The organism is Microvirga pakistanensis, assembly GCF_004458765.1.
Classification (GTDB): domain Bacteria; phylum Pseudomonadota; class Alphaproteobacteria; order Rhizobiales; family Beijerinckiaceae; genus Microvirga; species Microvirga pakistanensis.
Genome location: NZ_SPJX01000652.1, coordinates 51,331 through 77,361, shown reverse-complemented (window position 1 = coordinate 77,361; position 26,031 = coordinate 51,331). Strand labels below are relative to the sequence as shown.

The window sequence follows — 26,031 nt, the reverse complement described above, 5'->3', positions numbered from 1 at the left end:
GCCTCTGCAGGATTGTTTGTCCGTGCCTTCATGCTTCCTCCCAACTCGTGATGGCCCCTCTGAAAGTCCTTGAGCCCCGAGCGTGTCTTGGGGTTTTCTATTGATCAGAGAATATCGAAAGGGTGGGTACGCCTGACGTTATCCTCTTGGGCCTTTATCCGACCATGAGGAGTGTGTGAGAGGCAACTGATCCCAGGGAGAACCTGAACGTCTCCTCAGAATGCGGACGATCTGATCGAGCGGGTCAGGCTTCGGAGGTTGCTCCTGGTGAAGCACGGGCTTGCGGGTGATCTTGAGGATCATTTCTCGGATGTGTTTGGCAACCTGATCGTCCATCTGCGTCATTGGGCATCTCTCCAAGGACCGCCAAGGCTCACGGCCAATCGTGACAGGAATGTGCCTCGCTTGAGGTCTTTTGGCGTATTGAGTGGCTTGCATCATAACTGTCGTGAAACCGACAGACCCCCTGAGATTGACTGTGTACGGCAAGGATTACCGGCCCTTTTATTTGCCCCTACGGGTCGGACCTTAGAGCGCCCTTCTCTTTTTGGCGTGATAGTCAAGCGCATGACCCTGCCCTGGGTACAAGTTCCAGGCTCAGACGATGAGCGCACAGGAGCATGTCACTGCGGCAGTTACAGCTAGAGCGGGTGGATGAAGCTCCCACGGGCATGAAGTTGATGCGTGTGGCGCTGGATCAGCACATCGGGGAAGGAGCGGTGTGCTGCCCGGCTCGTTAGCTTCATTCACCTGCCCATGCTCACAATGCTACCGACGCTGCGCGCTACAGGTGAGGATCGGAAGTTGCAGGGCTCAGATTGGAGAGTTGCCGCTGGAGCGGCACGCAACAGCTCCCACTGCTGGCTGTCTTCCCCTTACACATTGCGCGACTTGGATAAGATCGGATCTTGTTCTCTAATCACTTCAATGATCACCTTCGGTCGAGACTATGTGGAAACACGAGACCCTATGGTCTAAGAACCCGCGTTCAGAGGTGCTGGCATATCGAGACGCGGAAGGTATTCATGCATGATCCCATGCCCGAGGTCCCGAGCCGTTTGGTCAGCGGGACACCTGCTTTCCGGCGGTTGAACCTGGCTCTGTTCGCGGCAGGGTTCTCCACCTTCGCCATTCTCTATTGCGTCCAGCCTCTGCTGCCCGAATTCTCCCAGGAATTCCACATTAGCGCAGCCGTCAGCAGCCTGTCCCTGTCACTCTCGACGGGCCTTCTGGCTGTCACCATGTTGCTGGCGGGCGCCCTGTCGGAGGTGTGGGGCCGCAAGCCGGTCATGGTTGCCTCCCTCCTGTCCTCGGCCATTCTGACCCTTCTATCCGCCGCCGCCCCGAATTGGCTGAGCCTGCTTCTCGCCCGCATGGCGATCGGGGTCACCCTGAGCGGCCTTCCAGCCGTTGCCATGGCTTATGTCAGCGAGGAGGTCGACCCGAAATCGATCGGCTTGGCGATGGGCCTCTTCATCGGCGGTAACGCGATCGGCGGCATGGCAGGACGGATCATCAGTGGCGTGCTGACGGATCTCGGCTCGTGGCGTCTCGCCATCGGGCTGATCGGCGCTCTAGGGCTCGCGGCAGCCTTGGCGGCGTGGTGGAGCCTGCCGGCGTCGGCCCATTTTCAGCCGCGCCGGGCCAGTCTGACGGACCTGCTGCGCTCGTTTGCCGAACATCTGCGAGATCCGGGTCTGTGCGGCCTGTTTGCCGAGGCCTTCCTGCTCATGGGAGGTTTCGTGACGGTCTACAACTATCTTGGCTATCGCTTGACCGAGTCGCCCTACTCCTTAAGCCAGACGGCCATCGGGGCGATCTTTGCAGCCTACCTGATCGGGACGCTCAGCTCGGCCTGGATCGGCGAGCTGGCCGGACGCCTCGGCCGCCGACGGGTTTTATGGGCTATGATCGCGATCATGCTCGCCGGCGTGGCTCTCACACTCTTCCAACCGCTCGTGGTGATCCTCTCTGGGATCGCGGCCGTGACCTTCGGCTTCTTCGGGGCTCATTCCGTCGCCAGCAGCTGGGTCGGCAGCCGGGCCATTCACGCCAAAGCGCAGGCCTCGGCACTCTACCTCTTCTGCTATTACGCGGGATCGAGCGCCATGGGCACCCTCGGAGGGGTGTTCTGGACCACATGGGGTTGGTCGGGTGTTGCAAGCCTTGTCGCTGCAATGCTGATTGCGGCCATCACAATCGCCCTGTGGTTGATCACGGTCCCGCCCCGGGCAGCCTGAGGGCCCGTTGAGAGTATGAGGAAGTATCCTGTGTTTCGGCGGGCAACGTCAGCTCTGACGCAATCTTAGTGCGCAACCTTCGAGGCTTTCTCATTCCGCTCCGGTCAATCTCGCCGGCGAAGGCAGTCCGGTGCGAAGCGTCCGGCTACCTATTGGCTCCCGGGAGGAAAACGGCTCAAAGGGCAGATGCCGGTAACCTTCGAAAGTATTGGTGAGCGCGCTGGGCCTCGAACACAGGACCCTCTGATTTATAATCAGATCCCTGTTCCACTCCCAATAATTCTCTGTTCAGACAGAATTGTTCCCTGTTATCTTATGCAGGGCGCGCGAACCTAAGATGTTGTTGTCACTATATGATTTCAACGAAAGGACCCGTTAGGTGCAGTCTAACCAGGTGAATTTCCCAGTAACTTCCCTGAAAACAGGGAACGCTAACGGGAGACAGGTTCGCAGGTGACTGCCTCCACCACCAGGCATCCTGCTCCTTAAAATCAACTATTAGGTTCAATTACTTGACCGGTTGGCAGCGGCTGGTGCGCGCCCCGGAAGTGTACCCAGCCTGAAGAAGGCGTGAAGCGGCGAGAGAGCATCGTCGCTAGGATCGTGCGCTGGATCCTTCACAGCATGCATCGACGATATGAGGGATCGGTTCATCTGGGCATCGCAATCTCCGCCCATTCGATGCCTGTCACAGGGTCAAACTGCGTTGCGATGTGACATCGCCGAAGACTTCGTCGCGACGTGATCACGCCTGCGGACATCTCGGCGGTTTCCCGAGACAAGGCCGCCTGCAAGACTATTTGCTCCTTGTAATCCGCCCTGCGGGGCTGGAGCGCTCCCAGGAACCAGCGGTGCTGCGATGTCTAAAAGCCAAGGCTGTCCAAGAACGCTTTCCATGGCTCGGCGCGCAATGCCCCACCGGAGGCCTGCTCGTGCCCCTGCCCGTAGGCTCCGTCCTGCTCCGCGCCTGGTGGGGCATGCGCCTTCAGGAATTCCACAAGGTTGCGGCCCGTGGCGGAGCGGACGGCGAAATGCACATACCCGCTCCGGAAGCCTGTGTTGGCCGCAATGACGATCTGGTTCTTCAGCCGCCCGGCCCAGGACTGGGCGACGAGTGGATGGATCTGGCAGGGGGATGACAGTTCGATCAGGGCCACGGATCCCGAAAACCGCGGCGCGATCCGGCGGGCGGCATCGAACTCGCGCTTCACCTCGTCCTTAGCCTGCCGCAGCACCATTGCCTCGGGAGGAGCATCGGACAGGATGTCCTTGGGCCCGGTTGACTTCAGGAGGAAGTCGAACGCCGGCCCGGCATCGCCCGAGGCCGACCGGCGCGGCGCGTTGATGAGGGAGGCCGCCTCCCGCAGGGTCTTGGCCCCATACCTGCTCCTGGCATCGGCGAGTTCGGCAAAGGGGGCCTTTTCGCCGTAATCGCCGATCAGGCCCAGCGCCGCGAGCCAGAGCAGATCGTCGACCTCGGCCTCGGCCTGCACGCACCAGTACGCCAGCAGGCTCGACGAGGGCACCGGATCCTGCCCATAGCCGGAAATCACGGTTGCACCCTCCGGCATCCCCTGCGGCACATGATGGTCGATCAGCACGGTCGCCGCTCCCGGGGCGACCACATCGGCTCTCACCCCAAGGTCGGCCACGATGACAAGCCCGGGGCTGGCCGACCGCACTTCGCCTTGGACCGGATCAGACCACGGGCTCTCCCCCCGGCCAACCAGGCGCACGGAAACAGGCCGGGAGAGCCGCGCCAAGCCCCGCGCCAGCACGGCCCCCGCCGTGAGGCCGTCGGCGTCCTTGTGGCAGAGCACAACCACCGGCGCATCGGGCGCCACTTCGTCGAGGGCTTGGGCGAAGACGCGGCGCTGCCGGTCGAGCCAGGTTTCCACGTCCGCTCAGCGCTTTTTCAGTTCGCCCGGCTTGTGGGCCGCCTCCTTGCCGGACTTGTCGCTTTTGACGATGTACTCCGGATTGTCCTTGGACGCGGCCACCTTGTGTCCCTTGATCTGGGTGGGCGTGGTCTGCTTCTTCACGACCTTGCCAACGCTGTGGCCGCCCGAGGAGTCCCACTCCACCTTGTCGCCTGCCTTCAGGTCCTTCGCCATCGGCGTCCTCCGGTTTGGTGCCCCTGCGCGGCGCAGGCCGGATTGGCAACGGCCCGTTCGGCCGACCGTTCCCCTGAAGGATGGTCGCACGTCACGTTCCAAGGCGTCGCACCGGCACGGCGGCATTCTGATCCAGCGTGTCGAGCTGAAGAGCCCGGCAGCGCTGCGTGCCTCGGACCGCTTTCAAGGCAGAGGCGGTGGGGCTTGTGGCTCCTTGCGGGCAAGTCGCTACAGCATGACGCTTCGATCCCTGCCCTGACCCTCCATCAAGCAGGCCTTGGAACAGTGCGATCAAGAGCGCTGCGAAGGGTCTTGACGACGCAAAATCCTGTTCCTAACTCGAACGGTGCCAAGGCTTGGATGAGCTTGGCACACGGGCGCCGGCGGTGTCCGGCGCTCTCGGATCCATGTTGCTCTCAAGAGGATGTGGCTATGAGAACCTTCGACATTTCCCCCTTGTACCGCTCCACGGTCGGCTTCGACCGCCTGTTCGACCTGCTCGACCAGACGGCCCGCGTCGAGCCCATGACCAACTGGCCGCCCTACAATATCGAGAAGGCAGGTGACGACCAGTACCGGATCACCATGGCGGTGGCGGGCTTCTCCCCTGACGAGATCGAGCTTACCCAGCACGAAAGCACCTTGCTCGTGACGGGCCACAAGCATCCCGAGCCGGAGGGGGCGCAGATCCTGCATCGCGGCATCGCGACCCGCGCCTTCAAGCAGACCTTCAGCCTTGCCGATCATGTGAAGGTGAAGGGTGCGAGCCTGGAGAACGGCCTGTTGATGATCGAGCTCGTGCGCGAGGTGCCTGAAGCGCTCAAGCCGCGCCGCATCGAGATCTCAACCGGCAGTCAGCCCAAGGCTCTGGCGCAGGACAACGCCAAGCAGATCGAGCACGAGGCAAAGACAAGCAAAGCCGCATAGTGCCAAGACGTGCGGAGGCACGGTGGTGCTGAGGATTCTCAGCACCAGAGATGCTCGTGTGCCTCCGCTCCAACCGAGCAGGCAGGAGGTAGCGATGAACATGCGTGATCTCATTCCCTGGGGCCGCAATGAGCGGTCCTCCTTGGTCCCAAGTGCTTATCGCGATGAGGAGATCAGCCCTTTCCTCACGCTCCACCGCGAGATGAACCGGCTGTTTGATGATGCGTTCAGCCGCTTTGACAGCACGTTGCCATCCGTCTTCAACCAGATGTCGGCGTGGCCAAAGCTGGAGGTGGTCGAAACGGACAAGGCCATCCGGATCGCGGCGGAGTTGCCAGGCATGGACGAGAAGGATGTCGAGGTGAGCCTCAGCGACGACATCCTGACCCTCCGCGGCGAGAAAAGGGCCGAGATTAACGACAGGGAGCGCCACTTCAGTGAGCGTTACTACGGCCGCTTCGAGCGCCGCATTCCGCTGCCCTTCGAGGTGGAGGACGACCGTGCAGAGGCCTCGTTCGAGAACGGGGTTCTGACGGTGACTTTGCCGAAGTCGCCCAAGGCGGAAACCAGGACGAAACGCATCCCCATCAGCGGCAAGGCCAAGGACAGCAAGCACTGATCATCCGCCAAGCCTTCGGGCGGGCCAACATGGCTGCCCGGAGGCGCCTTCGCTCACCTGAGGGAGGTCAATATGGAGATTGCAACCCAGAACACCACTCTTGAACGCCCAGCACCCCATCTCCGGGCTGAGAGCGCCTTCGAACCTTCGTTCGTCGAGGCACTGGTCGATCCCGTAAACGTCTTCGACCACCCGCGCCAGGTTGCGGAGCATCCAGGGTTCACGCGCGAGGAAAAGCGTACAATCCTGCTCTCCTGGGCTCGTGACGAGCTTGTGGCGGAGCAGGTCACGTCCCGCCTCGCACCTGAGTTGGGGATCCGGTCGCGCGTGGACGCCGTGCTGGATGCGCTCGCCCCGTTCGATGGCGCCGCCGCTGCCGAGTACACCTCCGCTGTGGCGCTGATCCGTTCCAGGCGCAGCAAGTGTCGTCTTGCACGCCGCGGGGAAAGCTGAGAGGTGCTGTCATGACCCGACAGGCTGCGGATCATCCAATCGGCTTGCGACCTGAGCCGCCCCCACCGGGCCTCTGGTCCTGGGAGATCTCCGTCGGCACAGGCCGGGTGTTCGCACATCCACAGGACGTGGTCGCCGCGCAGGATCTGAGCCGGGAGGAAAAACGGGCTGCCCTGGCCTCCTGGGCGTCCGACGTCTGGGCCGTCGATTCCTTACCTGGGCTGCGGCACTGCCCCGGGCTGGCTGGCCGCACGGTGCCCGTCGATGCTGTGCTCGACGCCCTTCGGTCCCTCGATCCGGAGGCTGCCAATGCAGCCTGCGGGCGGCCCGAACCGGCTTACCCCAAGCGGCAGGCGGGCGTTCGCTGGCTCACCCCGGAGCGCTGTCACGCGTGTCGAACGTAAGGTCGTTGGCGGTCTCCATCTGATAACCGAACAGCGCCGGGTTCCAGGTGACCTGACCTTCGATCTGCTTGGCGTAAGGATCGCGAAGGAGCGTGTTGGGATTGAAGCGGTGGCCTGCGGCGGGCTTGTAGGGACCATGAACCCGATAGCCGTAGATAGTGCCGGTACGCGCATCCGGCAGGTAGCCGTGCCAGACCTCATTGGTGTACTCGGGCAACTCAATGCACTCAAGCTCACGCTCGCCGATGTCGTCAAACAGGCAGAGTTCGACCTTGATGGCGTTGGCCGAGAACAGGGCGAAGTTGACGCCGAGCCTGTCCCATGTGGCTCCAAGTGGGAACGGACAGCCTTCGAGGATACGCGACTTGCGCATGGCTTGAGGAGCGGAGGGGTGTCCCCCGCAGGAATAGACTTGGTGCTCTCGAAATTCATGAATTGCTCGGAGGTGAGGCCGTGCGGAAAGCGCACTGAGGACCGAGCAACGCGAAGTTCGCCGTGAAGGTCCGCCCCTCCTGCGCCGGATGGCATCAATCATTTGCAGGGATTTGCCCGCGAGGCCGAAATTCCAGGCTGATGCCGATTTTGTGGACTATGTTCCCTTCCTGCGGGCCCGAAGAATCTCCGCCACAAGCCTGCCCGGGAGAACGGGCTTGCGCAGAGCTATGAGTTCGGGATGCCGCTCCCTGACCCTCGCCGGCAACTCCCCTCCGCTATAGATGACCGTCGGGGCTTTGCGGGCCTGAAGCGCCTCCAGAATCGGCGTGACCTCGCCATCGGTCAAGTTGAGATCCAGCACCGCCGTATCGAAGGACAACCTCCGGATCATCTGCCGTGCCTCGCTCACGCTGCTGGCAATGCCGACCACCTCTCCCTCCGCATCCTCCACCATGTCCGAGAGGGTGGCGGCGACCAAGGGCTCATCCTCGACAATCAGAACCCGGATACCACTGAGCATGATGAAATCCTTCTGGCGAGATGAGCCAACCGCGACGGCAGGATTGCCATCCGAGAACTACCTAAGTTCAAGACCCAATGACCGGTTCCCAGGACGTGCCACTAATGACGGGAGTGTCGGCAGTGTGTTCTGCGCCGTCTAGGAGGACACGGACCGGATCATCAGCGAGCGGCGGCTCAGTTCGCTGCGCGTGCTGGCCAGCGGCTATTCCTGATTGCATGGTGGCTCTCCTGTAAGGCACCGGTTCATCTTGCCAGACGTCCGTGAGCGCGGCCGGAAACACCGGGGCAGCCTCAGTCCTTGTGCGTGGCCAACACGGACAGTGTCACCGAACAGAGTGCCGCCAGCATCACGAGCGCGTTCACCGCATGCGAGTATTCCCATTGTCGACGCAATTCGTTCCAGTTGTCCGGCACGGTTGTCCAGTTGGCGGTCGCCTGGTTGGCCGGGAAGGTCCAGATGAAGAAGATCACGAAGAAGAGGACGAAGCATAGGGCGGCGGCCAGCGCGAAGGAGAAGGCCAGGGGCTGGCGGCGCAGTTTGACGGCCATCACCGCGTTCAGGATGAGCGCGGCGAAGTCGACGACGCCGAACCAAGCCCAACCGGCATAGACGCCCTGCACGGTCAAGTAGGGTTCGCGCGGCAGATCGATCTTGTTGGGCAGCTCGAACAGATGAGCTCCGGCAGGGATCAGGGCGAGGGCCGTCGAGACGACCGCCAGGAACTGGATCATGCGCAAGCTCATGCAGCCCCCTGACCAATGGCCTTGAACGGCCAATGCTGCACTTGATCAGCAAGTCGGGCATTCTATGATAGTTTCCGGTTTGGCCAACTTGGGGCGGGTCGGAACCGTTCCGCGATCTCAAACGCCGCTGTAGGATCGGCCGCATCCAGCAGCTGGAACCCGGGGAAGATCACAACGGCGACGGCTCGGCCCATGGCAGTTTCTGCCGGATTTACATCATCTCAGACGGAACGTGGGAGCTGTAGGCCCAGGAGCAAGATGCACATCCTCAATACCTGAGTCCGATCAGCACTTGCTGCGACGGGCATCGGAGGGCGATTGCCATGAACCGGCGGCTCATGTTGCGCATGGGACTAGGCGCCGCAGCACTTCTCGCCATCCTCGGTGGCGCCTGGATCCTGTCGCTGCCTCCGGCGCCGGCAGCGAGAGCCATGCCGCCGATCACGCAGGAAGAGGCTGCCGCCACGGTTGCGGCCTTGAGGCCGCCGAAACGTCAGCGTCCCCTGATCGCCATCGTCGGCATCAACCAAGCCACAGAAGTCACCGATTACCTAATGCCTTACGGAATCCTTCGGCGGGCCGACGTCGCCGATGTGGTGGCGTTGGCGACGGAGCCGGGGCCAGTGACGCTGTATCCGGCGCTGAAGGTCATACCCGACATGACGGTGGCGGACTTCGACGCGCGACATGCGGAGGGGGCGGACTACGTCATCGTGCCCCAGATGAGCCGCGACGACGATCCGGCGGTCCTGCAATGGATCCGGCATCAGGCCGCCAAAGGGGCGATCATCGTCGGCGTCTGTGCAGGCGCCCGGATCGTTGCCGCTGCCGGGCTGCTTGATGGCAAGCGCGCGACGACCCACTGGTATTATCTTGACGAACTGCGCAGGAAGCATCCTGCGATCCGTTACGTCGCGGACCGGCGTCTGGTGGTCGATAGGGGTGTTGCCACCACCACGGGGATCACCGCCTCCATGCCCATGATGCTCACCCTGATCGAGGCCATAGCCGGCTGGCCCAAGGCCGAGGCGGTTGCCGGTGATCTCGGTCTGCCCCGCTGGGACGCTCGCCATGACAGTGCGGCGTTCAGGTTCACGCGGCCGTTCGCGTTGACAGCCCTGGGCAACACGCTTGCGTTCTGGAACCATGAGGAGCTCGGCCTGGAGCTTCGACCCGGTCTCGACGAGGTGTCGCTCGCCCTCGTGGCGGACGCCTGGTCGCGAACCTTCCGGTCGCACACGGTGACGTTCGCCGGCTCGTCCGATGGAGTTGCGACGCGCAGCGGCATCCACATAATTCCTGATCAGGTCGCCACGGACTGGCCTGCGGAGCACCTGGTTCCCGTGGCTGCGGGGCTGCCGCCGGCACAGGCGTTGGACCACGCCCTTCAGGGCATCGCCTTCCGCTACAGGGAACGCACAGCGGACCTCGTTGCCATGCAGCTCGAATACCCGAGACAGGCGGCCCCACAATGAACGCTCCAGGTGGGTGCCGCTGCATGCTTCAGCGGGATTACCAGGTCTGACGAGCTGATCAGGTTGCCCCTACGCTCAAGAACCGGCGCTCCAGAAGTCGGATGCCTCCTCCGGCAATGCGGCAAGGACTCGGTTCAGGACGGCCTCGTCCATATTGCCCCGCAGGGCGGTCGCGACATCCTGGATCGCCGTATCCGGGGCAAAGTTGTGGTCCTTGCGCAAGGACTGAACCTCCCGGGTCATGCTGGCGCGATCCTGGAAAGGATGCCTCGGCTCGTCGATGTTCCAGTCCGCCACGAAGATCGCCCGCAGCACCGGCGGGAGCGCATTGGCAAAGAGAAGCGCTTCCCGCACCTCCAGCCGGCGGCGGAAGACCTGAAGGACGCCCTGCACCATTGTGTAGGTCTGATTGCGGGTCGCGAGCCCTGAGGTGTCCCGCGCATCAGCGAGGAACCTCTCGAAGTCTTCCGATGCATGCTGGATCTCCATGGGGATGGTCATGACATTTTCCTGATCTCTGCCCCGGTTCAATATGGGTCCGCATTGTCCGTCACGGCGCTTGCTTCCAGATGCCGAAAGCGCCGGGGCTCGCCATCATTTCGTCAATCCGGCCCGCCAGCGTCAGAGCCATGAAGAGAAATCCTGTCATAGGCTACGGCATCGCAATTCGCATTGCACTCGGCGTGCTGGTCGGGATGGCCATGGAAAACCTGCCGCTCTGGATGGCGGTCGGGGTTGCGCTCGGCGCCGCTATTGGCGCGGGGTTGAGCCGAAGCCGCGCGAGGCGGAGCCAGAGGTAAGTCCCCGCGGTGGGATTGGACGCAAACGGTGCCCACAACGTCACCGCTCAACAGTACCACAAGAGCCGCCTGAGCTGGGTCCTGAAGCTGCTCACGACAGGCGCCGTGGTGCTCCTGGTCCTGCTCGTCGGCCGCTGGGACATGCTCGGGTACCACACCCGTCTTCCAATAGGCGGGCTGTTCCTCCTCGCTGCGTTCGTGTCGTGGCAGCGCCACCACGGACTGCCCATCACCGTCCCAGGAGACCGCCCCTACTGGCGATGCCACGGCATCGATGCCCTCGTGCTTGGCATCTTCGTCATGCTGGCTCGCATCGGGATGGGCTTCTTTCCATCGAATGAGCCTGTCGCTCTCCGTTTTCCTCTGCACGGTCCGTGCCGCACGGGACGGTTTGGAGGATCTGACACCGCCACGGCAGGATCGGCAGAACGTCGCCGGCAACCACGTCGTGCTCGCCTGCGGCGTGATCGACGTGGAGCTCGCGCAACTCAAACAGGGGAGTGTTGCCGTCAAGGTGGGTGATGCCATCTCTACCGGGCAGGTGATCGGTGCGGTCGGCAACTCCGGCAACACGACGGAGCCGCACCTCCACATCCATGCCATGTACGAGGACACCGGCGAGGCCGCTCCAATGATCCTCAATGGACGCTTTCTGGCCCGGAATGCCACCGTCCCCCGGTGATCTTCCTGGCCGGCACTAATGTTGGGAAAACCGGGTGCCGATGGCGTCTTCCGGCCCCAGACCAAGGACCTCTGCGAGGTGGTGGCGCGCCCGGTTGACCCGGCTCTTGATGGTGCCCACGGTGACACGCTGACGGGCGGCGATCTCCTCATAGCTCAGGCCTTCCACACCGACCATCAGGAGGACCTCGCGCTGCCGCTCGGGTAGTTGCGACAAGGCCTCCGACAGATCCCGCAGCTCCAGCTCGGACAGCTGATCCGGCAGCTGAATCAGGCGCGCCGCATAGGCGCCATCGGCGTCCTCCACCTCCCGGCTGCGCTTGCGGTGCTCGGTGTGAAAGTCATTCTTCAGGATCGTGAAAAGCCAGGCTTGGAGGCAAGTGCCCGGCTCGAACCGGTTGCGCCGGTCGCAGGCCTTCAGAAGCGTGCTCTGCACCAGGTCCTCGGCGCGGTCCACATCATGGGTAAGCGAGATCGCAAAGGCCCGCAGGGGACGGGTGGAGGTCAGGAGTTGATCGACGAAGCCCGAATCATGCCTTTCCTCGGATGCCTGAAGGGAATCTTCCAAGCGTCGGATCAATTTGAATAGATCCGGAGGCAGATCCGAGGCTATCAGGTCAGAATAGGCGCCACGCAACGTGTGTCCCAGATGTTGTCGGACCACATCGCCGAGAACAATGGGGTTGGGTGGCCGAACGTTGCTGCCAACCATGAAGTGGAGATGTTGGCGCATCTACTTGGCATCAATGGCAAGGTCTGCGACATGCTTACGCAGCCCTCCACATGACTGCGCAACGATCCAGATTCACGATCAACTTCACTGCTCGTAGACGCCAACCACCTCTGCCTCGGCGATGATGTAAGGCTGCGCCTTCGTCCAGATGTCCTCGGCCTTCGCCGAAAACGTGACCCCCTCAGCGATGGAGCATCAACCGCGCCCCCTCGGTGGCGGCGAGTTCCAGCGGGGTCGGCTGTCCAGAAACAGCGTGCTGTTGAAAGCGTGGTCCTGCCTGCCAAATTGACCAGACTGGCTCAATCACGATGCCGACACCCTCGTCCCATGACCCACAAGCCTGTCAGCCCTTCGGATGCCGCGCCTGGGCTCTCGCCCGAAGATGCTCAGCGCATCGTCTCTGAGGCGGGCCGCCGTTACTTCGAGAGCCGCCGCTCGCGTGTGGACGCGTTCGTCGACCGTCACTTCTCGCTGGCGGGCTCCGCCGCGATCCATCGCAAGGCGGTTGGCTGGGACATGCTGAAGGCACCGGCGAACATCGCCTTGGCGGTGCCGCAGCTCGCCACCAAGCTGGCTGCGGCCGGAGCCAAGGTGATGGGCGCCGAACGGGCATCGGCGTTCCTCGGCTCCCGCAATCTGATGTTCGACACCGCCGTAGGCGAAGAGATCGAGTGGCTCATCATCACGGACCTGCTCGAATTGCCCTTCCGGCAGGGGGAGCGGGAGGCGCGGAGGGACGCCCTAACGGAGACGATCCTCTCCGCCCCGGAGTTGCAGCAGACCCTAAATGACACCCTCGCGGCGATTGGGCGCCATGGTGATGACCCCGCTTTCCGGCAGCGGCTGGAGGCGGCCATGGCAACCTACGCCGGCACGCGGGCCGCCGCCGCCGAGATCACCACCGCTCTGCTGACGGTCGGGGCCGGTGCCGTCGCCGTGAAGCAGGCGACGCCGGGCGTCATGACGCTCGGCCCGGCCTTGGCCGCTGCGCTGGCGCAGCAGGCGGCGGTCGCCTCGTTTCCGTTGGGAGCCGGCGTAGGCAGTCTGTGGTACGGCATCTTCCCGGCGGCCGCCTCTCCGCTCCTGGTCGGTGGCGTGACCGGCGGGCTCCTGGCGGTGAGTTCCATCGCGGCGGCGTTTGCCGGTATCCTGGCCGATCCAGTGCAGCGGAAGCTGGGGCTGCATCAGCGCCGCTTGCACCGCCTCATCGACGCGCTCGAACGCCAGTGGAATGCGGAGCGGGAGGAGGCCGGCTTCGTGGCCCGCGATCCTTACGTGGCGCGATTGCTGGACCTGGTCGACCTGCTCGGCAGCGCCTACCGGCTGGCGCGGACCTGAAGGGCCTGTACAGGTCCGGTTCAGACACCTTGGCCTAAACATCCGCCTCCGCTGACGAATGAGGTCAACATGCTGATCTGGTCCGCTCTTGCCGCGGCCCTGCTGTCGGGCCTGACGCTTGGTTTGCTGTCGGACGGTGCGCCTGAATGGGCTATCCAGACCGTCGAGCTGGTCACGGTCGTGACCGTCTTCGTGCTGGTCTGCCTTGTCGAAACCGCCGGGTCACGTCCGGACAAGCCAAGTTCCCGGTAGGATCAGGAAGACCAAGGCCCGTATCCCAACATCTCGCCGACCTGCCACCAAGTCGCAGGAACCCACGTTCTGGTGGTGGGGTTCTCCTGGAGCCAAGCTTGTTGCTCCGGCGGCCGCTGCGCCGGCGGCCGGGCTGCCATTAACGACGTGGGGGGACGATGATCAGGTGGAACTACGACAGGCATGAGATCCTGGCCGACGGGATCGTCCATGCTCTGGGGGTTGTTGGTGGTCTCGTCGCCGTGAGCATCCTGCTCGCCCTTGCCGCTCAGACTGCCGGTTCCTGGGAGCTGACATCGGTGGTGATTTATGGCGGCGGCCTGCTGGCTGTGCTCGTCATCTCCGCTCTCTACAACCTGTGGCCGGTCTCCCCGGTCAAATGGGTTCTGCGGCGGTTCGATCATTCGGCCATCTACCTCCTGATTGCCGGCACCTACACGCCGTTCATCATGCAGATGAGGAGCGAGATCACGGCCATTGTCCTGTTGGTCGGCGTCTGGGCCGGCTCCTTGGCCGGGATGGTCCTGAAGCTGTGCATGCCGGGCCGGTTTGATCGGCTGGCGATCCTGCTCTACCTGCTCCTCGGCTGGAGCGGCGTCATGGCGTACGAAGCTGTGCTCGGCGCCCTGCCCGTCTCGACCCTTTGGCTCCTGGCCGCCGGCGGTGTCCTCTACACGGTGGGCGTGGTCTTCCACGTGTGGGAAGGCCTGCGCTTTCAGAACGCGATCTGGCATGCCTTCGTGCTTGTGGCCGCGGCCTGCCATTACTGGGCTGTGATGGACTGCGTGGTGCTGGCGCGGGCGTGACTGTTCGCCTCCCGTCTGGCCGCCCTCATTCAGCGGACGCGACATGTTGACGACTGAGAGCAGTTTGTTTCACGCCCTATCGGGGGAGGCGGGGTACCGGCGCTCCTCCGGCTTCCTTGGCAGCAAGCATGCCTTGCAGCGCCATCCGCGGCCAGGCACGTCCACAAGACGGAAATCGGTTGCAAGGGCTGCACGCTGGGGATCGTACACCGGGAGTGCGTCACCTGTATCGGGGTTCACAATCTCCCTCACCTCCAGCCCAAGGGGCTCTGCCTCCCGCTCAAGGATCGCATTGCTGATCTCGGTTATCTCCTCGGGATCGGCTGCCTGCTTGTACTGGGACGCGATCTCGGCCGCCTCGCGGATGACGGCCCGCGCCTTGCCTGCGGCGACTTCCTCCGCGCGCGATCCGGGCGCGCAACTCGTCCACGACCCGCAGCTTGAGGATGTTGGTACCCGCAAGGCTGTCGGTGCGCAGAGGCCTTTTCAGGCGCGTGCCGAGGACCTTGTGTAGCTTGCGCGGGACGGCGACGGTCACCCGTCATTGGCCGCCGGCCGCTCCAGCCAGCGCCTGTCGGTCGCGCGCGTCCTGGGCATAGGATCCTCCGTTGCGTACCCCGGCAGGGTACCCGAAGCCGCTGAGGATCCAGCATCTTGATGTTTGTAAGGCTTTGAAGCCCCTCCGATGGAGCATTCCCTCAGCTCCACCAAGTGCCAAGATGCTGAACTCTTCAAGCTTTCAGCTCTGCCGCCAAGGCACCCCTAAAACAGACAAGCCGATCCTTCATAGCGTTGTCACAGCTAAACGGAAAATGATTATGGCGGCCACCCGCAAGCGCGGCTCTTCCTGGCAAGCACAAGTCCGGCGCGAGGGCGTCCCTCCCTATCGAGACCATTCCTTCAAAGGCTGCCGCAGCAGCATGGGAAGGTTAAGGCTGCGGTTGGATGAGAGGCAAAGGAAAGGAGCCTGATGGGAAGATCGTCAGGCTCATGAGCGGTCAGGGGAAAACAAAGGAAGTCGGTCAGCCAACGGTCAAGCTCCTCCCCCAGTTCCCCTGACCTGAGCCTTGTCGGCTAGTGCTGACGTTCCGCCGCCTCTATTTGATGCTCCTCAGCCACACGCTCAGTGGTTTCTGCTTCGCTCTTGACACAATACCGTGGAACCCCGGACGGTGTCGGCATGAGGTGGCGAAGAACCCTGAGGTGGCCGCTCGGAAGTCTACGGGAAGCTCCACTCGCCTGTACGATCTGACCGATCCTGAACATGTACTTTGCCATGGCGTTCCTCCGCTTTGTGACGGCATCGACTGCTCCATCGGCGTGCCCTGCGTTGCGGCAGACCCAAAGGCGCAAAGATCGCCGACACGGAGCTCATGCCCGGTCATGCAACGTCAATTAACGTAAGTTAACTTGGGTTCCGGCGTCAGGCAGGGCTGCGTCTGAGCTTGAACCCAGGTTGCAGACGGACGTGCAGAAGGTGAGAAGCCTTTGTTGAACCCGTTCCAACGTCGCAGAGCGGAGTTTGTGCTTTTCCCGCTGCAACAATCGTAGGTCTCATGAGTTTGAGGCTGGAAGGTTGCTTCCTCCCGAGACCTTCAAACTGCCCCATCGGTCGAGCCATTCCCGGTGGGGTCTTTTTTTACCTGCGCTAGTTGGCAAATAACCCGAATAGGAAAGTCTCATTCAAAGCGACGTAACATGGATGAGTTCATCACCTTCGCCTGTAACGGCAACGGTCCAGCAGCATCCATGCTTGCTCTCATGCAAGAGACCGCCACGAAGCTCAGCCGCCAGCTTGTCCGCCGCTCCCTGCGCTGTTGCAGGATCAGGAAGATCAACGCCTTCCTTATCCCAAAGGGATTGGTCCTTCGAACGCAAATGGAAATAGGAACGGGGCATCACAATCCCCTGTCGCTCATGGGCTTGGACAGAGATGGTTGAAGCTTACAACGGCAAGCTCTCGCCGCTTGTTCGTCAGAAGAGCCAAGATTTCATCCGCCTCCTCAACTGATCTGCAGGAACGGGTTCAGCTTCCGTCGTCGGCGGTTAGTTCAGTCGCTCGCGAGACCACCCCCCTGCCAGCATTTGCTCCTTTTCATAAGCCAAGGCCGCTCCCACGCCGCGCCACCGCTCCTCAGCCGAGGCGAGTTGAGCCCTTGCTTGTTCATAGACCGCCAGCGCAGCCTCTTCCTCATCAAACAGCTCTCCGAGAGGAGCAAAGGATTGCTGTTCGTATGCTTGTTCTACAGCCCGATCCAGCTCCCCACGGACATTGGCAAGCATATGAGATGCTTCACGACACCTGAACTCAGCCTCCTCCACTTCTTGGATTGCGGCACGTAGAGCATCCAGGCAGACGAGGTCCTTCATAACCCCATGACTGTTCTCCAGCACGAACGAGACCTTATCCTCTGATCGTTTCGGCACGTCCGCCTTAACATGGATTGAACAACGGCCTCTATGACTGAGACTATTCTGAGGTAGGCGCTCCGATCGGTAGGATCGTCTTGCCCGGTATTGCCTCTCGCACACCACCTGTTGACTTCCCAACAGCACCTCACGAATGGGTCGCATAGGGCGGGACCAGAGAAGACGGGCGCTCCTGCTTGCGGCAGCCATGCGGCTTCACGAACAGAGGCGGATTCACCGATCCAAGTCCCTCTCATAAAACCAGTCACAGCCACCGAGAGGGAACCCTCTCGGTGGCTGTGACTGGATACTTTTCTAGGACTGAACGCCTTCCTTAGGTCTGTGCGCTGGAGTTGGGGTTCTGCTTGTCGGAGGGCTTCACCCCACCTTTAGACCCGGAAGACCCGCCACCCCATTTCTCGGCATTTTGAACAGCATCGCCCCCTTTGTGGTCGGGGCGATTGGCGTGCGGGCTGCACTGGCTGCGGGATCGTGCTTCTCGTTCATCATGACCTCCAAACGATGTCCAAACCGTGCGAGCAGGCCTCAGGGAGGTTCCATTTGATGGGCTCAACCCAGATCGGCGGATCAGATGGCGATGGGTCAAGGATCATGCTGAGGCTCAGAAGGTGGTCGGGAGATGTGAGCAGGCTCCATGTTCCGGTGACGGAGCAATACTCCCTCTGTTGTCGAAGACAACCTGTGTCCACAGGCGAATAAACCTAAATTGCAAGGATCGTTTAACCGTTCAGATATGGTTCAACGGTCCCGCAGGAACCTATTTGCCATTGCTGGCGATGCGTGTCCGTGTCGCCAGTCAGCATAGGAGGCTCCCGATGTTGAGCTGGCCCAAACGAGTAAGTTCGACTGCCACCCTCATTGCTCTTGCAGGTGTGCTCGGCGGCTGCGTCACGAGCACGGAAGTCGCATACAGCGAGTATCAGTACGACCGCTATGGAAGTACGGAAAGGGTGTACGAGCACAACCTCTACTCAGACCCAGCCAATGGCATTGAAAGCGAGAGGTGTCGCACCGTGGTCAGGCGGCGGATGAACACGTATGGCGAAGAGATCGTCGGGCATGATCGCGTCTGTGGTCCTGCAGGTGAGGTATCAACCGCAGAGCCTTGGGGCCGCCGAGGGTCTCCCCAAGATGGCTATCCAGGTTCTGTTGAGCCGCCACCTGCTGACGTTCCCTATTACGACGGGGCAGACATAGACCCCGGATAACCGCCAAACGTCAGAGCACGACCCTCTGCCAACCCTCTCGGAAGTCAACCACCGCGTCCGAGAGGGTTTGCTGATCTGCGAGCTGGGCGATCTCTCCCCTGAGACGCGGCTATGCCCTCGCCCGCGCGGCCAGCGTTTTTCTCCACTTCAAGGCAGCGTTATTGCGCCACTCGATGACGCAGTGAAAAGCGAGGGCCGCTATCGTCACACCGGCACCTGTCCGCCACCACCCCATGTCGTGGGATGGACCAAGATCATTCCAGCCCATCAGGGCGAGAACCGGATCCTCGACGAGAACCAGGAGCAGGTACGACATGAAGAAAACGACAAAGGCAGTTAGTCCTGCTGCGATGTATTTCATCTGACCCTTTACCGCGCCCCTGTGAGTGCCTTGTGTTGAATCAACCGGTGCATGATCAGGCTAGCGTAGTTAACGAATCCTTGGAGGAAGCCCGGATTCCTTTCGGGAATGGTGATTTCGGCCCAGCCACTTCCGAACACCGACGGTCTACCCTGCCGGACACTGCAGAATTGGCAGCTTCGTGCCAATTCTTGGCGCTCCCGCTTGCGGCCTCCTGCCCGTTTGCCCGGCCTGATTAACGGAGCACTTACTCCCTTGCCCGATCATGCCGGCCTACATACGGCAAAGGAGAAGCCATGAGTGACGTCGTTGGAATTCCGGGCAACCGGATCCGCTCGTTCGTGGAGCGAATCGAGCAGGTCGAGAACGAGATCAAGGAGCTGAACGAGGCTAAGAAGGAAGTCTTCTCCGAAGCCAAGGGTGAAGGCTTCGATGTGAAGATCCTCAAGGAGATCATCAAGCTGCGCAAGCAGGATCAGGACGAGCGCGACGAGCACGACACCCTGCTCGACGTCTACATGCGGGCCATGGACGAAGCCGGTCCCGCTCCTGTCGCCGCGGCAGCCTGACGACATCTGAGTTTTCGCCCATGAGAAGGCCGCCGGCAAGGAGGCGGCCTTCTTCCTTTCTCCTTAAAGCAGAGCCGTCAATCGCCGGGTCCTCAGGCTGGCTGGTCGCCGGCCGCCGAGGATTTCTTCCGCGAGGAGTTCCGCCGGCCGCCTTCGCCCGGCGATCCGCCAAGGGCGCTCGTCACGACCTCGCCTGCGGCACCAATGGCAGCCGCTGCGACCTCCAGCGGAGCGGCAACGATCTCAGCGCCGAGGCTTCCGGCCGCCGATACGGCATTCCGGCCCTCTTGTGTTCCGCCGCCCCGGCCCTGCTCGCTGCCCTGCGGCTTCTCAAGCACGTTCGCGACGGCTCTGAGGGCCTCCGCCATCACGGCCCGTGCCTGCGGGGAGGTGAGCGTTGACTCGAGGCTCGAGAGCCAGGCCATCGGGTTCAGCAGGCTGCCTTGCGACCGTGAGCGGGACGCGGAGCGGGCCTGCGTCGTGGAGCGCGATCGCGATGGGCCGGAGGTCGAGCGTGCCGCCGTGCGCGATCCTGCGGATGAGCGGGTCTTCGCGGGAACAGCCTGGGACTTCACGGCAGACCGAGAGCCGGCCGCCGCTTTGGGCTGCGCACGCTTGGAAGGGCCAGTTTGTTTCTTCGTGGCAGGCCGGGCGGCAGATTTCGACGCGGATCTCGTCGGCGTTTTCCGGCTCCTGCTGGGTTGGGAAGTACCATCCTTCTTGGTCGTAGCCATTGTCAAATCCTCTTCAAGGTGCGGCCGAAAGCCAGCCGTGCCGAGGAGCGATTGTCCTCGATCATGACAATGGCAGCGTGGCGGTTTAGTTCGCACAGGCGACGGTCGACAATGAAGAATCCTGTCGCGGGAGCTCATAAGCAGCCTTGTCAGTGCCAGCGGAAGGTCCAGCTCAGGTCAGGAGGCGATGATTCATGCCTTCACAAGAGCGTCCGGTGTTCCCCGCTTGAGCAGACGCTCCGCCTGCTTCCCGGATGCGCCGACAAGGGACATTCCAGGTTCAAGAGCGGGAGTGTTGCGAAGGGGGCGGTGGAAAAAGCCAGTCAACTTGGGCACGCATGGGTCGCCGTGAGCCGGGGGCACACTAGAATACCATCGAGACGCGCTTCTCAATGTCTCAGGCCTCATGACGATGGGATTGAACGATAGCTCGACACATTTCCTGTTAAGACCGATGCCGAAACCAGCCGGACTCGTGCGCAGATGAACAACCGTCGCCGCGCCAAGCGCATCCCATCCATTCTGGAAGGGCGCATCACATTCGAGAGCCACGATTCTCACATCGCCTGCACGATACGCAATCTGTCCGAAACCGGCGCTCAAATCTGGCTTCCCGACGGGACCGGCCTCCCCCATGAGTTCGAACTCGAGATTCCGAAACTTGGGCAATCGCTCAAGGTCCGGCTGGTGTGGTCCAAAGGCCAATCCCACGGCCTCATGTTTCTCACCCCCCTCCAGAGCCATGTGGGAGAGGATGTCACCGGACTTCTCGAAGCTCTAAAGGCTTCGGAGCCGATCGACTCCCCTGAGCCCCCTTCACGAAACGATATTCGACCATCGGCCCAGTCGGAACGGCAATCTCCAACCCGATGGCGGAGATTTCTGAACCGCATCCTGGGACGAGCGGAGTGAGGCGCAATGCGCTGTTGCCGAGCCGCAGCAGCGAGCCTCGCCTCCCGGAGCCTTCTTGAGCGACCCTCGTCTCTTCGAAGACCCGCCTACCAGCGGATCTTCAACTCTCCACCGACCGTCCACCGGCTGAACGGCTCGTCATCATCCTCAGGAATGAAGTTTCCGTCATTCTCCGACGAGCGTGCGTAAGAGATCAGGTAGCCTGCATAGAGGGCAAAGGACGTCCGCTGGTCCAGATCATAATTAAGGCGCGCCGTCGCCGAGGAAACGAAGCCGGCATCCCCCGGTTCGCTCCAGGCATATCCTGCCGCCCCTTGAAGATCGAACCACCACCGCTCGGCGAGCGCACCGTAAAAGTGAACGCTGGCCTCGAGCGACTGGTACTGATCCGGATTCCAATATCCGTTATCGACGACTTCCGCGAAATCGAAGGCGGTATAGCGCGCGCCGAGCCAGAAATACGGGTTGGCGGTGAAGCGCTTGGCGAATTCGGCCTGCCCCCAGAAACGCTCGTTGCCGTCGGAATAATGGCTGTAGATCGCCCGTGCGCTGAAGCGGGTTGCATTGTCGGGCGTCACATGGACCGAGAGTCCGACATCATCCTGCAGGATGTCGTTCACGATCGATCGCGTGTTCTCGTCCGCATACTGACGGGCGAGGGTCAGATCGAAGCGGAGGAGATCGGACGGGATGACGCTGAAGGTCGTCTCGTGCGTGAAGGTGACATCCTGGTCCTCCTCCCGTCCGGGCCGATTGCGTCGTGCTTCCTCCTCGAGGTTCAGGAACATCGAGGACTTGATCTCGAAGACGTCGTCGAACCGGTGCCTGCCCTGAAGGCCGATGCCGTACATGTCGACGCTTGGGAAATCGTCTCCCCGGTAGCGCATGATCCGGGCCTGCGGCCCAACATTCGTGAGGCCGTTGTTGAAGGTCAGGAGATGCGAGCCCTGAAGCGACCAGATCGCCAGGTCGTCCGAGCGGCTGGCGTACCAGGCCTCGACCCGGGTCAGAGGGAGGCGCTCCAGGGTGAGCTGATCAAGCAGCGCTTGCGCCCCTTCGTCTCCGGGCTTTTGCGCCAAAAGCGCCCGGGCATACGCCTCGGAAAGGTCCGGGCGCCCCATCTCGCGACGCGCCTGAGCGGCGATCAGCAGAGTTGCCGGATGGCGGTCGCCCTTGGCCAGGAGCGGCTCAACACGGGCGAGAGCGGCGCGCGGCAGCCCCATGGAGCGCTCGGCCGTCGCGGCGCCGCGGGTAGCCTCCACGTTGCCGGGCCGAAGAGTCAGAACAATCTCGAAGTCGGCCAGCGCGGCCCTGTGATCGGTGGTGTCGTTCAGGGCATTGCCCCGCCCGATGAGGGCGTCGATGTCCCTTGGGTTCACGGCAAGGATGGCGGTGAAGACCGGAATGGCGAGCTTCTGCTGGCCGCTCCAGGCCAGGGCACGGGCGAGCCCGAGCCGGGCATCGCGCAGCTCCTGAGGCTTGAGGCCGGGCCGCTGCAGGATTTCATGGAACAGCGGAATCGCCCGAAGAGGCTGCCCCGAATAGAGCATCTGCTCGGCATATTCGCGCAGCAATTCCCGCCGCCGGCCGGGCGTGACGACAAAGGCGCGCTCGAACAAAGTCACGGCCTCGGCATTCCGCGTTTGGCCGGCGGCTTGGCGGGCCGCGCCGATGAGGGCATCGGAGAAAGCCTTGCGGGTTTCCTCGTTTCGCGGCTCCTCCTGAAAGAGCGGCTGCCACGCCCTCACGGCCTCGCGGAACTGGCTGCTCCAGAGAAGCGCAAACGCGAGCCCGCGCCGAACCCGCCGGCGATCCGCATTGGAACGCTGACCGTCCCGAAGAGCCTCTCGGTACAGGGGGACAGCACCGGCGGGATCGCCCGCATAGGCGAGCTGATCCGCATATTCGGGCAGCAGTTCCTGACGCCGCTGCGGAGCGGTTTCGATGGCCTTCCGGAAGAAGGAGGCGGCATCCGCGTTGCGCGTCTTCTGAGCGGCCTGACGAGCGGCGCCGACGAGGGCATCCGAGAGCGTCTTGCGCGCCTCCGCATCCTGGCGGTCGGCGCGAAGGATCTCGCCCCAGGCGTCGATCGCCTGCTGGAACTGACTGCTCCACAAGAGGGCGAACGCGAGCGAGCGCGTGGTCTGCCGGCGCTCCTCCGAGGGGAGATCCTTGCGCGACAAGACCTCCCGGTAGAGCGGAACCGCCCTGCCCGGTTCCCCGGAATAGGCGAGCTGATCCGCGTATTCGCGGCTGATCTGCTGGCGCTTGGCGGGATCCAGAGCGATGGCCCGCTCGAACAGCACGGCCGCTTCCTTGTTCGCCCCACGACCCGCCGCCGCGCGCGCCGAAGCGACAGCCGCATCGGCTGGAGAAGCGGGAGCCGGAGCGGCTTGCGGGCCTTGCGCCGATTGCGTCTTCCCCCGCTCCGCACCCTCTCGCGCCTCGGCGAGCCCCCGCCGGATCTCGGCATCGTCCGGAGCGATCCGCTGCTCGGCCTCGAGAGCGCTGACGGCGGCCGGGAACTGGCCGCTCCACAGAAGAGCGAACGCGAGCCCTCTCCTCAGGCGGCGCTGCTGATCCTGCGGACGGCCGCCGTCGCGCAGGGCCTCCTGGTAGAGAGGGATCGCCTGAGCCGGCTGTCCGGCATACGCCGTCTGCTCGGCCAGCTCCGGCAGAAGCTCCTGACGCCGCTGCGGTGCCGTTTCGACCGCCCGGCCGAAAAGAGTCCTGGCTCCCCGGTTGTCCGATCGTCCAGCCGCCTGCCGGGCCGCCCCCACCAGGGCGTCGGACAAGGCTTTCCTTGCCTCGTCGTTATCGGGGTCCCGCTGGAGACGGGCCTCCCACGCGGTCAGCGCATCCTGGAACTGGCTGCTCCAGAGCAGCGCGAAAGCCAGGCCGCGCTCCGCTCTTTCCCGTGTCGCGGCATCGAGAGCCGGATCGGCCAGGCGCTCGCGATAGAGGGGAACGGCATCCGCGGGCCGGCCCGAATAGGAGACCTGGTCCGCATATTCGAGCAGGAGCTCGCCCCGGCGCTCCGGCGCCGAGGCAATGGCCTGTTCGAACAGGCGGGCCGCCTCGCGATTGTCGTTCGTCGAGGCCGCCTGACGGGCCTGTTCGATCACCTCCTGGGGAGATTGCGCCACAGCGGAGGATAGGGCGAGGCCCGACCCCCCAAGGAAGAGCAGGCTTGCAAGACGAACGAAGAGGGCAAGCCTACGCTTATGCATCGTCACAAAGTTCTCGAATCGTCAAAAATCAGGATGGCGAGTATCTGGATTCTGCCCTTATGACAGGTAAAAATGGTCCTGGGCGAGGACAATTCGCGTGACCTCGCTTTCATTCCTAGAAACTAGCCTATTTTCATTCCCCGACCAGAGGCACTCCGCCTCAAGACGCCCCCGGAGACGTTCTTCTTGTCCCGCCGTTCCTCGCGTTTTCAAACCCAGACTCCCTGGACTCCCCTGCGCTACTCCCCTGTCCACGAGACGATCTGGCAGTTCCTTTGCACGGCAAGCCTGGTCTTCGGAGCGTGGTATATCGGCTGGCGATGGATCGCTTCGATCAATTTCGATGCTCTTTGGTTTGCGATCCCTCTGCTGATCGCCGAGACGGGTTCGTTCATTGGCCTGGCGCTCTTCACCGTGAATCTCTGGTCGGCCAAGTCACCGGTCCCTGGAGCCCTCCCGGCGAGCATTCGCGACTGCACGGACGGCGCCGACATGCCGGACCGCCCTCTCTCTGTCGATGTTTTCTTCGCAACCTACAGCGAGGATCCCGAGCTCGTGCGTCTGGGGCTACGGGATGCCAAGGCGCTCACGTACCCTCATCCGATCAACCTGCAAATTCATGTTCTGGACGATGGCAAGAGGCCCGCCATGGAGGCCGTGGCGCGAGAGGAAGGGGTGAATTATATCACCCGTTCCGACAATGTCGGCTTCAAGGCGGGCAATCTCCGGAACGCCATGACATCGACGTCGGGAGACTTCATCCTCATCTGCGACGCGGACATGCGCCCGTTTCCGACCTTTCTGGAGGAGACGCTCGGCTATTTCCGCGATCCGAAGGTCGCCTGGGTCCAGACCCCGCAATGGTTTTACGACGTGCCTCCAGGCGTGCCGCTGCCGGCCGCCCTCGGCAAATGGCTTGGGGCATTCGGGAAGGGGATCGGGCAGGCTTTCGAGCGGGTTTTCGGCCCTGTCCAGATTGGCGAGGATCCCTTCGCGAACGATCCGCAGCTCTTCTTCGACGTCATCCTGCGCCGCCGGAACTGGGCCAATGCGAGCTTCTGCTGCGGCGCGGGCTCGATTCACCGGCGCGAGGCCGTGATGGAGGCCGCACTGCGGCAGTGGTCCGACCAGGTCGCCGTCGCCGCCGGCCGCAACGAGAAGGCGGCGCGCAAGCTCACGGGAGAGGAAGCCCTATCGGGTTCGGTCAGCGACGCCATGCGGTGGCAGAGTGCGTTGGAAGAGGAGTTCCAGCCCTACAAGTTTCACGTCTCCGAGGATATCTACACGTCGATCGTGCTGCACAGCGACCGGGAGCGCGGATGGAAATCAGTCCTTCATCCTGTCGTGCAGGCGAAGATGCTCTCGCCCAACGACCTGCTGAGCTGGACGATCCAGCGCTTCAAATATGCGGGCGGCACGCTGGATATCCTTGCCCATGACAATCCGTTGTTGCGCAAGGGGCTGACGCTGCCTCAGAAGCTCATGTACGGGTCGACCTTCTATTCGTATCTGGCGCCTCTGTGGAACATCGTCTTTCTCTTTTCACCCATCGTCTTCCTGTTCTCGGGAATCGCTCCGGTCGCCGGGTATTCGCTCGACTTCTTCGTTCATATTGCCCCGTTCCTGCTCTTCAATGAGCTGTCCCAGCTCGTCGCGATGTGGGGCAATTCGAATTCCAAGGGCCGCGCGTGGTATCTGGCCATGTTCCCGCTGAACCTCCAGGCGCTCTGGGCGGTGGTCCGTGGCCGCAAGATCTCGTTTCCCGTGACCCCGAAGGACCGTCAGGTCGGCTTCTATCCGCGTTTGGTGAGATGGCAGATCGGCCTCGTGGTGCTCACGATGGCGGGCCTGACCTGGGGATGGGTGGCTTTCGTGCTGGGACGAGAGGGCTACACGCTGGGCGCCATGATCGCCAACACCCTTTGGGGAACCAGCAACGCCCTTTCGATGGTGCCCATGATCCGTGCCGCATTCTGGCAGCCCGACCCTGTTCATGAGGCCGCGATCGTCGAAGGCCCTCTTCCCTCGCGATAGACCATCAAAT

General features: G+C 62.7%; 26 protein-coding genes and 1 pseudogene. 15 read left to right on the top strand and 12 right to left on the bottom strand.

Annotated features, from left to right (window positions below; translation table 11 throughout):
• Positions 1–1,025: 1,025 nt before the first annotated feature.
• The gene (locus tag E4K09_RS25135; protein ID WP_134500376.1) at positions 1,026–2,240 is read left to right on the top strand and encodes an MFS transporter; all 1,215 of its coding nucleotides are present in this window, start codon (positions 1,026–1,028) and stop codon (positions 2,238–2,240) included.
• 863 nt (positions 2,241–3,103) lie between these two features.
• Here the strand turns inward: E4K09_RS25135 and E4K09_RS25130 are convergent.
• A complete protein-coding gene (locus E4K09_RS25130; RefSeq protein WP_244610676.1) occupies positions 3,104–4,138 on the bottom strand; it encodes a DHH family phosphoesterase in 1,035 nt (344 codons plus the stop codon).
• Positions 4,139–4,144: 6 nt separating this feature from the next.
• Positions 4,145–4,354 (bottom strand): hypervirulence associated TUDOR domain-containing protein, encoded by a 210-nt coding sequence (locus tag E4K09_RS25125; RefSeq protein WP_134500375.1) that lies wholly within the window; start codon positions 4,352–4,354, stop codon positions 4,145–4,147.
• 432 nt (positions 4,355–4,786) lie between these two features.
• On the opposite strand from E4K09_RS25125, the gene E4K09_RS25120 reads away from it, so the two are divergent.
• From E4K09_RS25120 to E4K09_RS25105, 4 genes are all read left to right on the top strand, one after another.
• Complete coding sequence (locus E4K09_RS25120) at positions 4,787–5,281, top strand: Hsp20 family protein (RefSeq protein ID WP_134500374.1); 495 nt, start codon at positions 4,787–4,789, stop codon at positions 5,279–5,281.
• Between the two features lie 94 nt (positions 5,282–5,375).
• Positions 5,376–5,900, top strand: a complete 525-nt coding sequence (locus E4K09_RS25115) for an Hsp20/alpha crystallin family protein (protein WP_134500373.1) — start codon at positions 5,376–5,378, stop codon at positions 5,898–5,900.
• A gap of 72 nt (positions 5,901–5,972) precedes the next feature.
• Positions 5,973–6,353, top strand: coding sequence for a hypothetical protein (locus E4K09_RS25110; RefSeq protein ID WP_134500372.1), 381 nt, complete (start codon positions 5,973–5,975; stop codon positions 6,351–6,353).
• A gap of 11 nt (positions 6,354–6,364) precedes the next feature.
• The gene (locus E4K09_RS25105) at positions 6,365–6,757 is read left to right on the top strand and encodes a hypothetical protein (RefSeq protein WP_134500371.1); all 393 of its coding nucleotides are present in this window, start codon (positions 6,365–6,367) and stop codon (positions 6,755–6,757) included.
• Here the strand turns inward: E4K09_RS25105 and E4K09_RS25100 are convergent.
• From E4K09_RS25100 to E4K09_RS25090, 3 genes and pseudogenes are all read right to left on the bottom strand, one after another.
• Positions 6,729–7,130, bottom strand: a pseudogene (locus E4K09_RS25100) (glycogen debranching protein GlgX); the annotation flags it as partial. The gene E4K09_RS25105 and the pseudogene E4K09_RS25100 overlap by 29 nt on opposite strands.
• Before the next feature lie 216 nt (positions 7,131–7,346).
• Positions 7,347–7,712 carry a response regulator gene (locus tag E4K09_RS25095; protein WP_134500370.1) on the bottom strand — a complete coding sequence of 122 codons (366 nt, stop codon included), beginning with the start codon at positions 7,710–7,712 and terminating at the stop codon, positions 7,347–7,349.
• A gap of 293 nt (positions 7,713–8,005) precedes the next feature.
• Positions 8,006–8,458: a DUF1772 domain-containing protein gene (locus tag E4K09_RS25090; RefSeq protein WP_134500369.1), complete on the bottom strand. Its 453-nt coding sequence runs from the start codon at positions 8,456–8,458 to the stop codon at positions 8,006–8,008.
• 323 nt (positions 8,459–8,781) lie between these two features.
• On the opposite strand from E4K09_RS25090, the gene E4K09_RS25080 reads away from it, so the two are divergent.
• Positions 8,782–9,933, top strand: a complete 1,152-nt coding sequence (locus E4K09_RS25080; RefSeq protein ID WP_134500368.1) for a DJ-1/PfpI family protein — start codon at positions 8,782–8,784, stop codon at positions 9,931–9,933.
• Positions 9,934–10,008: 75 nt separating this feature from the next.
• On the opposite strand, the gene E4K09_RS25075 is transcribed toward E4K09_RS25080, so the two are convergent.
• On the bottom strand, positions 10,009–10,434 hold the full coding sequence (locus E4K09_RS25075; protein WP_134500367.1) for a DUF2267 domain-containing protein: 426 nt from the start codon (positions 10,432–10,434) through the stop codon (positions 10,009–10,011).
• A gap of 128 nt (positions 10,435–10,562) precedes the next feature.
• Between E4K09_RS25075 and E4K09_RS29495 the strand changes: the two genes are divergently transcribed.
• Positions 10,563–10,733 carry a glycine zipper domain-containing protein gene (locus E4K09_RS29495; protein WP_166802513.1) on the top strand — a complete coding sequence of 57 codons (171 nt, stop codon included), beginning with the start codon at positions 10,563–10,565 and terminating at the stop codon, positions 10,731–10,733.
• 337 nt (positions 10,734–11,070) lie between these two features.
• Positions 11,071–11,415 (top strand): peptidoglycan DD-metalloendopeptidase family protein, encoded by a 345-nt coding sequence (locus E4K09_RS25070; protein WP_166802512.1) that lies wholly within the window; start codon positions 11,071–11,073, stop codon positions 11,413–11,415.
• Between the two features lie 15 nt (positions 11,416–11,430).
• Here the strand turns inward: E4K09_RS25070 and E4K09_RS25065 are convergent, their stop codons facing one another.
• The gene (locus E4K09_RS25065; RefSeq protein ID WP_244610675.1) at positions 11,431–11,982 is read right to left on the bottom strand and encodes a sigma-70 family RNA polymerase sigma factor; all 552 of its coding nucleotides are present in this window, start codon (positions 11,980–11,982) and stop codon (positions 11,431–11,433) included.
• A 492-nt stretch (positions 11,983–12,474) separates the two neighbouring features.
• Between E4K09_RS25065 and E4K09_RS25055 the strand changes: the two genes are divergently transcribed.
• The 4 genes from E4K09_RS25055 to E4K09_RS25040 all read left to right on the top strand — a co-directional run bounded on the left by E4K09_RS25055 (position 12,475) and on the right by E4K09_RS25040 (position 15,057).
• The gene (locus E4K09_RS25055; protein ID WP_204985790.1) at positions 12,475–13,485 is read left to right on the top strand and encodes a DUF6635 family protein; all 1,011 of its coding nucleotides are present in this window, start codon (positions 12,475–12,477) and stop codon (positions 13,483–13,485) included.
• A gap of 69 nt (positions 13,486–13,554) precedes the next feature.
• Positions 13,555–13,737, top strand: coding sequence for a hypothetical protein (locus tag E4K09_RS25050; RefSeq protein WP_134500364.1), 183 nt, complete (start codon positions 13,555–13,557; stop codon positions 13,735–13,737).
• Between the two features lie 158 nt (positions 13,738–13,895).
• A complete protein-coding gene (trhA, locus tag E4K09_RS25045) occupies positions 13,896–14,543 on the top strand; it encodes a PAQR family membrane homeostasis protein TrhA (RefSeq protein WP_134500363.1) in 648 nt (215 codons plus the stop codon).
• 292 nt (positions 14,544–14,835) lie between these two features.
• A complete protein-coding gene (locus E4K09_RS25040) occupies positions 14,836–15,057 on the top strand; it encodes a hypothetical protein (RefSeq protein ID WP_134500362.1) in 222 nt (73 codons plus the stop codon).
• Positions 15,058–16,226: 1,169 nt separating this feature from the next.
• Here the strand turns inward: E4K09_RS25040 and E4K09_RS25035 are convergent.
• The 3 genes from E4K09_RS25035 to E4K09_RS25020 all read right to left on the bottom strand — a co-directional run bounded on the left by E4K09_RS25035 (position 16,227) and on the right by E4K09_RS25020 (position 18,542).
• The gene (locus E4K09_RS25035) at positions 16,227–16,442 is read right to left on the bottom strand and encodes a DUF6894 family protein (RefSeq protein WP_134500361.1); all 216 of its coding nucleotides are present in this window, start codon (positions 16,440–16,442) and stop codon (positions 16,227–16,229) included.
• Positions 16,443–16,589: 147 nt separating this feature from the next.
• Positions 16,590–16,913 carry a hypothetical protein gene (locus E4K09_RS25030; RefSeq protein WP_134500360.1) on the bottom strand — a complete coding sequence of 108 codons (324 nt, stop codon included), beginning with the start codon at positions 16,911–16,913 and terminating at the stop codon, positions 16,590–16,592.
• A gap of 1,377 nt (positions 16,914–18,290) precedes the next feature.
• Positions 18,291–18,542, bottom strand: a complete 252-nt coding sequence (locus E4K09_RS25020) for a hypothetical protein (RefSeq protein ID WP_134500358.1) — start codon at positions 18,540–18,542, stop codon at positions 18,291–18,293.
• Between the two features lie 296 nt (positions 18,543–18,838).
• Here E4K09_RS25020 and E4K09_RS25015 point away from each other — a divergent pair, with 296 nt between their 5' ends.
• Positions 18,839–19,111, top strand: coding sequence for a DUF2312 domain-containing protein (locus tag E4K09_RS25015; protein ID WP_134500357.1), 273 nt, complete (start codon positions 18,839–18,841; stop codon positions 19,109–19,111).
• Between the two features lie 92 nt (positions 19,112–19,203).
• Here the strand turns inward: E4K09_RS25015 and E4K09_RS25010 are convergent, their stop codons facing one another.
• A complete protein-coding gene (locus E4K09_RS25010; RefSeq protein WP_134500356.1) occupies positions 19,204–19,686 on the bottom strand; it encodes a hypothetical protein in 483 nt (160 codons plus the stop codon).
• A gap of 642 nt (positions 19,687–20,328) precedes the next feature.
• On the opposite strand from E4K09_RS25010, the gene E4K09_RS25005 reads away from it, so the two are divergent.
• Positions 20,329–20,757, top strand: a complete 429-nt coding sequence (locus tag E4K09_RS25005) for a PilZ domain-containing protein (RefSeq protein WP_134500355.1) — start codon at positions 20,329–20,331, stop codon at positions 20,755–20,757.
• An 86-nt stretch (positions 20,758–20,843) separates the two neighbouring features.
• On the opposite strand, the gene E4K09_RS25000 is transcribed toward E4K09_RS25005, so the two are convergent.
• Entirely contained in the window at positions 20,844–23,987 is a 3,144-nt protein-coding gene (locus E4K09_RS25000) for a tetratricopeptide repeat protein (RefSeq protein WP_134500354.1), read from the bottom strand.
• 186 nt (positions 23,988–24,173) lie between these two features.
• Here E4K09_RS25000 and E4K09_RS24995 point away from each other — a divergent pair, with 186 nt between their 5' ends.
• On the top strand, positions 24,174–26,021 hold the full coding sequence (locus tag E4K09_RS24995) for a glycosyltransferase family 2 protein (RefSeq protein ID WP_134500353.1): 1,848 nt from the start codon (positions 24,174–24,176) through the stop codon (positions 26,019–26,021).
• Positions 26,022–26,031: the final 10 nt, after the last annotated feature.

Coding starts and splice junctions, on each gene's coding strand:
- E4K09_RS25015 (WP_134500357.1), top strand. CDS start 18,839: ATGAGTGACGTCGTTGGAATTCCGGGCAACCGGATCCGCTCGTTCGTG.
- E4K09_RS25115 (WP_134500373.1), top strand. CDS start 5,376: ATGAACATGCGTGATCTCATTCCCTGGGGCCGCAATGAGCGGTCCTCC.
- E4K09_RS25035 (WP_134500361.1), bottom strand. CDS start 16,442: ATGCCCCGTTCCTATTTCCATTTGCGTTCGAAGGACCAATCCCTTTGG.
- trhA (WP_134500363.1), top strand. CDS start 13,896: ATGATCAGGTGGAACTACGACAGGCATGAGATCCTGGCCGACGGGATC.
- E4K09_RS25135 (WP_134500376.1), top strand. CDS start 1,026: ATGCATGATCCCATGCCCGAGGTCCCGAGCCGTTTGGTCAGCGGGACA.
- E4K09_RS25000 (WP_134500354.1), bottom strand. CDS start 23,987: ATGCATAAGCGTAGGCTTGCCCTCTTCGTTCGTCTTGCAAGCCTGCTC.
- E4K09_RS25095 (WP_134500370.1), bottom strand. CDS start 7,712: ATGCTCAGTGGTATCCGGGTTCTGATTGTCGAGGATGAGCCCTTGGTC.
- E4K09_RS25080 (WP_134500368.1), top strand. CDS start 8,782: ATGAACCGGCGGCTCATGTTGCGCATGGGACTAGGCGCCGCAGCACTT.
- E4K09_RS25090 (WP_134500369.1), bottom strand. CDS start 8,458: ATGAGCTTGCGCATGATCCAGTTCCTGGCGGTCGTCTCGACGGCCCTC.
- E4K09_RS25110 (WP_134500372.1), top strand. CDS start 5,973: ATGGAGATTGCAACCCAGAACACCACTCTTGAACGCCCAGCACCCCAT.
- E4K09_RS25105 (WP_134500371.1), top strand. CDS start 6,365: ATGACCCGACAGGCTGCGGATCATCCAATCGGCTTGCGACCTGAGCCG.
- E4K09_RS25020 (WP_134500358.1), bottom strand. CDS start 18,542: ATGAAATACATCGCAGCAGGACTAACTGCCTTTGTCGTTTTCTTCATG.
- E4K09_RS25030 (WP_134500360.1), bottom strand. CDS start 16,913: ATGAAGGACCTCGTCTGCCTGGATGCTCTACGTGCCGCAATCCAAGAA.
- E4K09_RS25125 (WP_134500375.1), bottom strand. CDS start 4,354: ATGGCGAAGGACCTGAAGGCAGGCGACAAGGTGGAGTGGGACTCCTCG.
- E4K09_RS25120 (WP_134500374.1), top strand. CDS start 4,787: ATGAGAACCTTCGACATTTCCCCCTTGTACCGCTCCACGGTCGGCTTC.
- E4K09_RS25055 (WP_204985790.1), top strand. CDS start 12,475: ATGACCCACAAGCCTGTCAGCCCTTCGGATGCCGCGCCTGGGCTCTCG.
- E4K09_RS29495 (WP_166802513.1), top strand. CDS start 10,563: ATGAAGAGAAATCCTGTCATAGGCTACGGCATCGCAATTCGCATTGCA.
- E4K09_RS25005 (WP_134500355.1), top strand. CDS start 20,329: ATGAACAACCGTCGCCGCGCCAAGCGCATCCCATCCATTCTGGAAGGG.
- E4K09_RS25075 (WP_134500367.1), bottom strand. CDS start 10,434: ATGACCATCCCCATGGAGATCCAGCATGCATCGGAAGACTTCGAGAGG.
- E4K09_RS25070 (WP_166802512.1), top strand. CDS start 11,071: ATGAGCCTGTCGCTCTCCGTTTTCCTCTGCACGGTCCGTGCCGCACGG.
- E4K09_RS25050 (WP_134500364.1), top strand. CDS start 13,555: ATGCTGATCTGGTCCGCTCTTGCCGCGGCCCTGCTGTCGGGCCTGACG.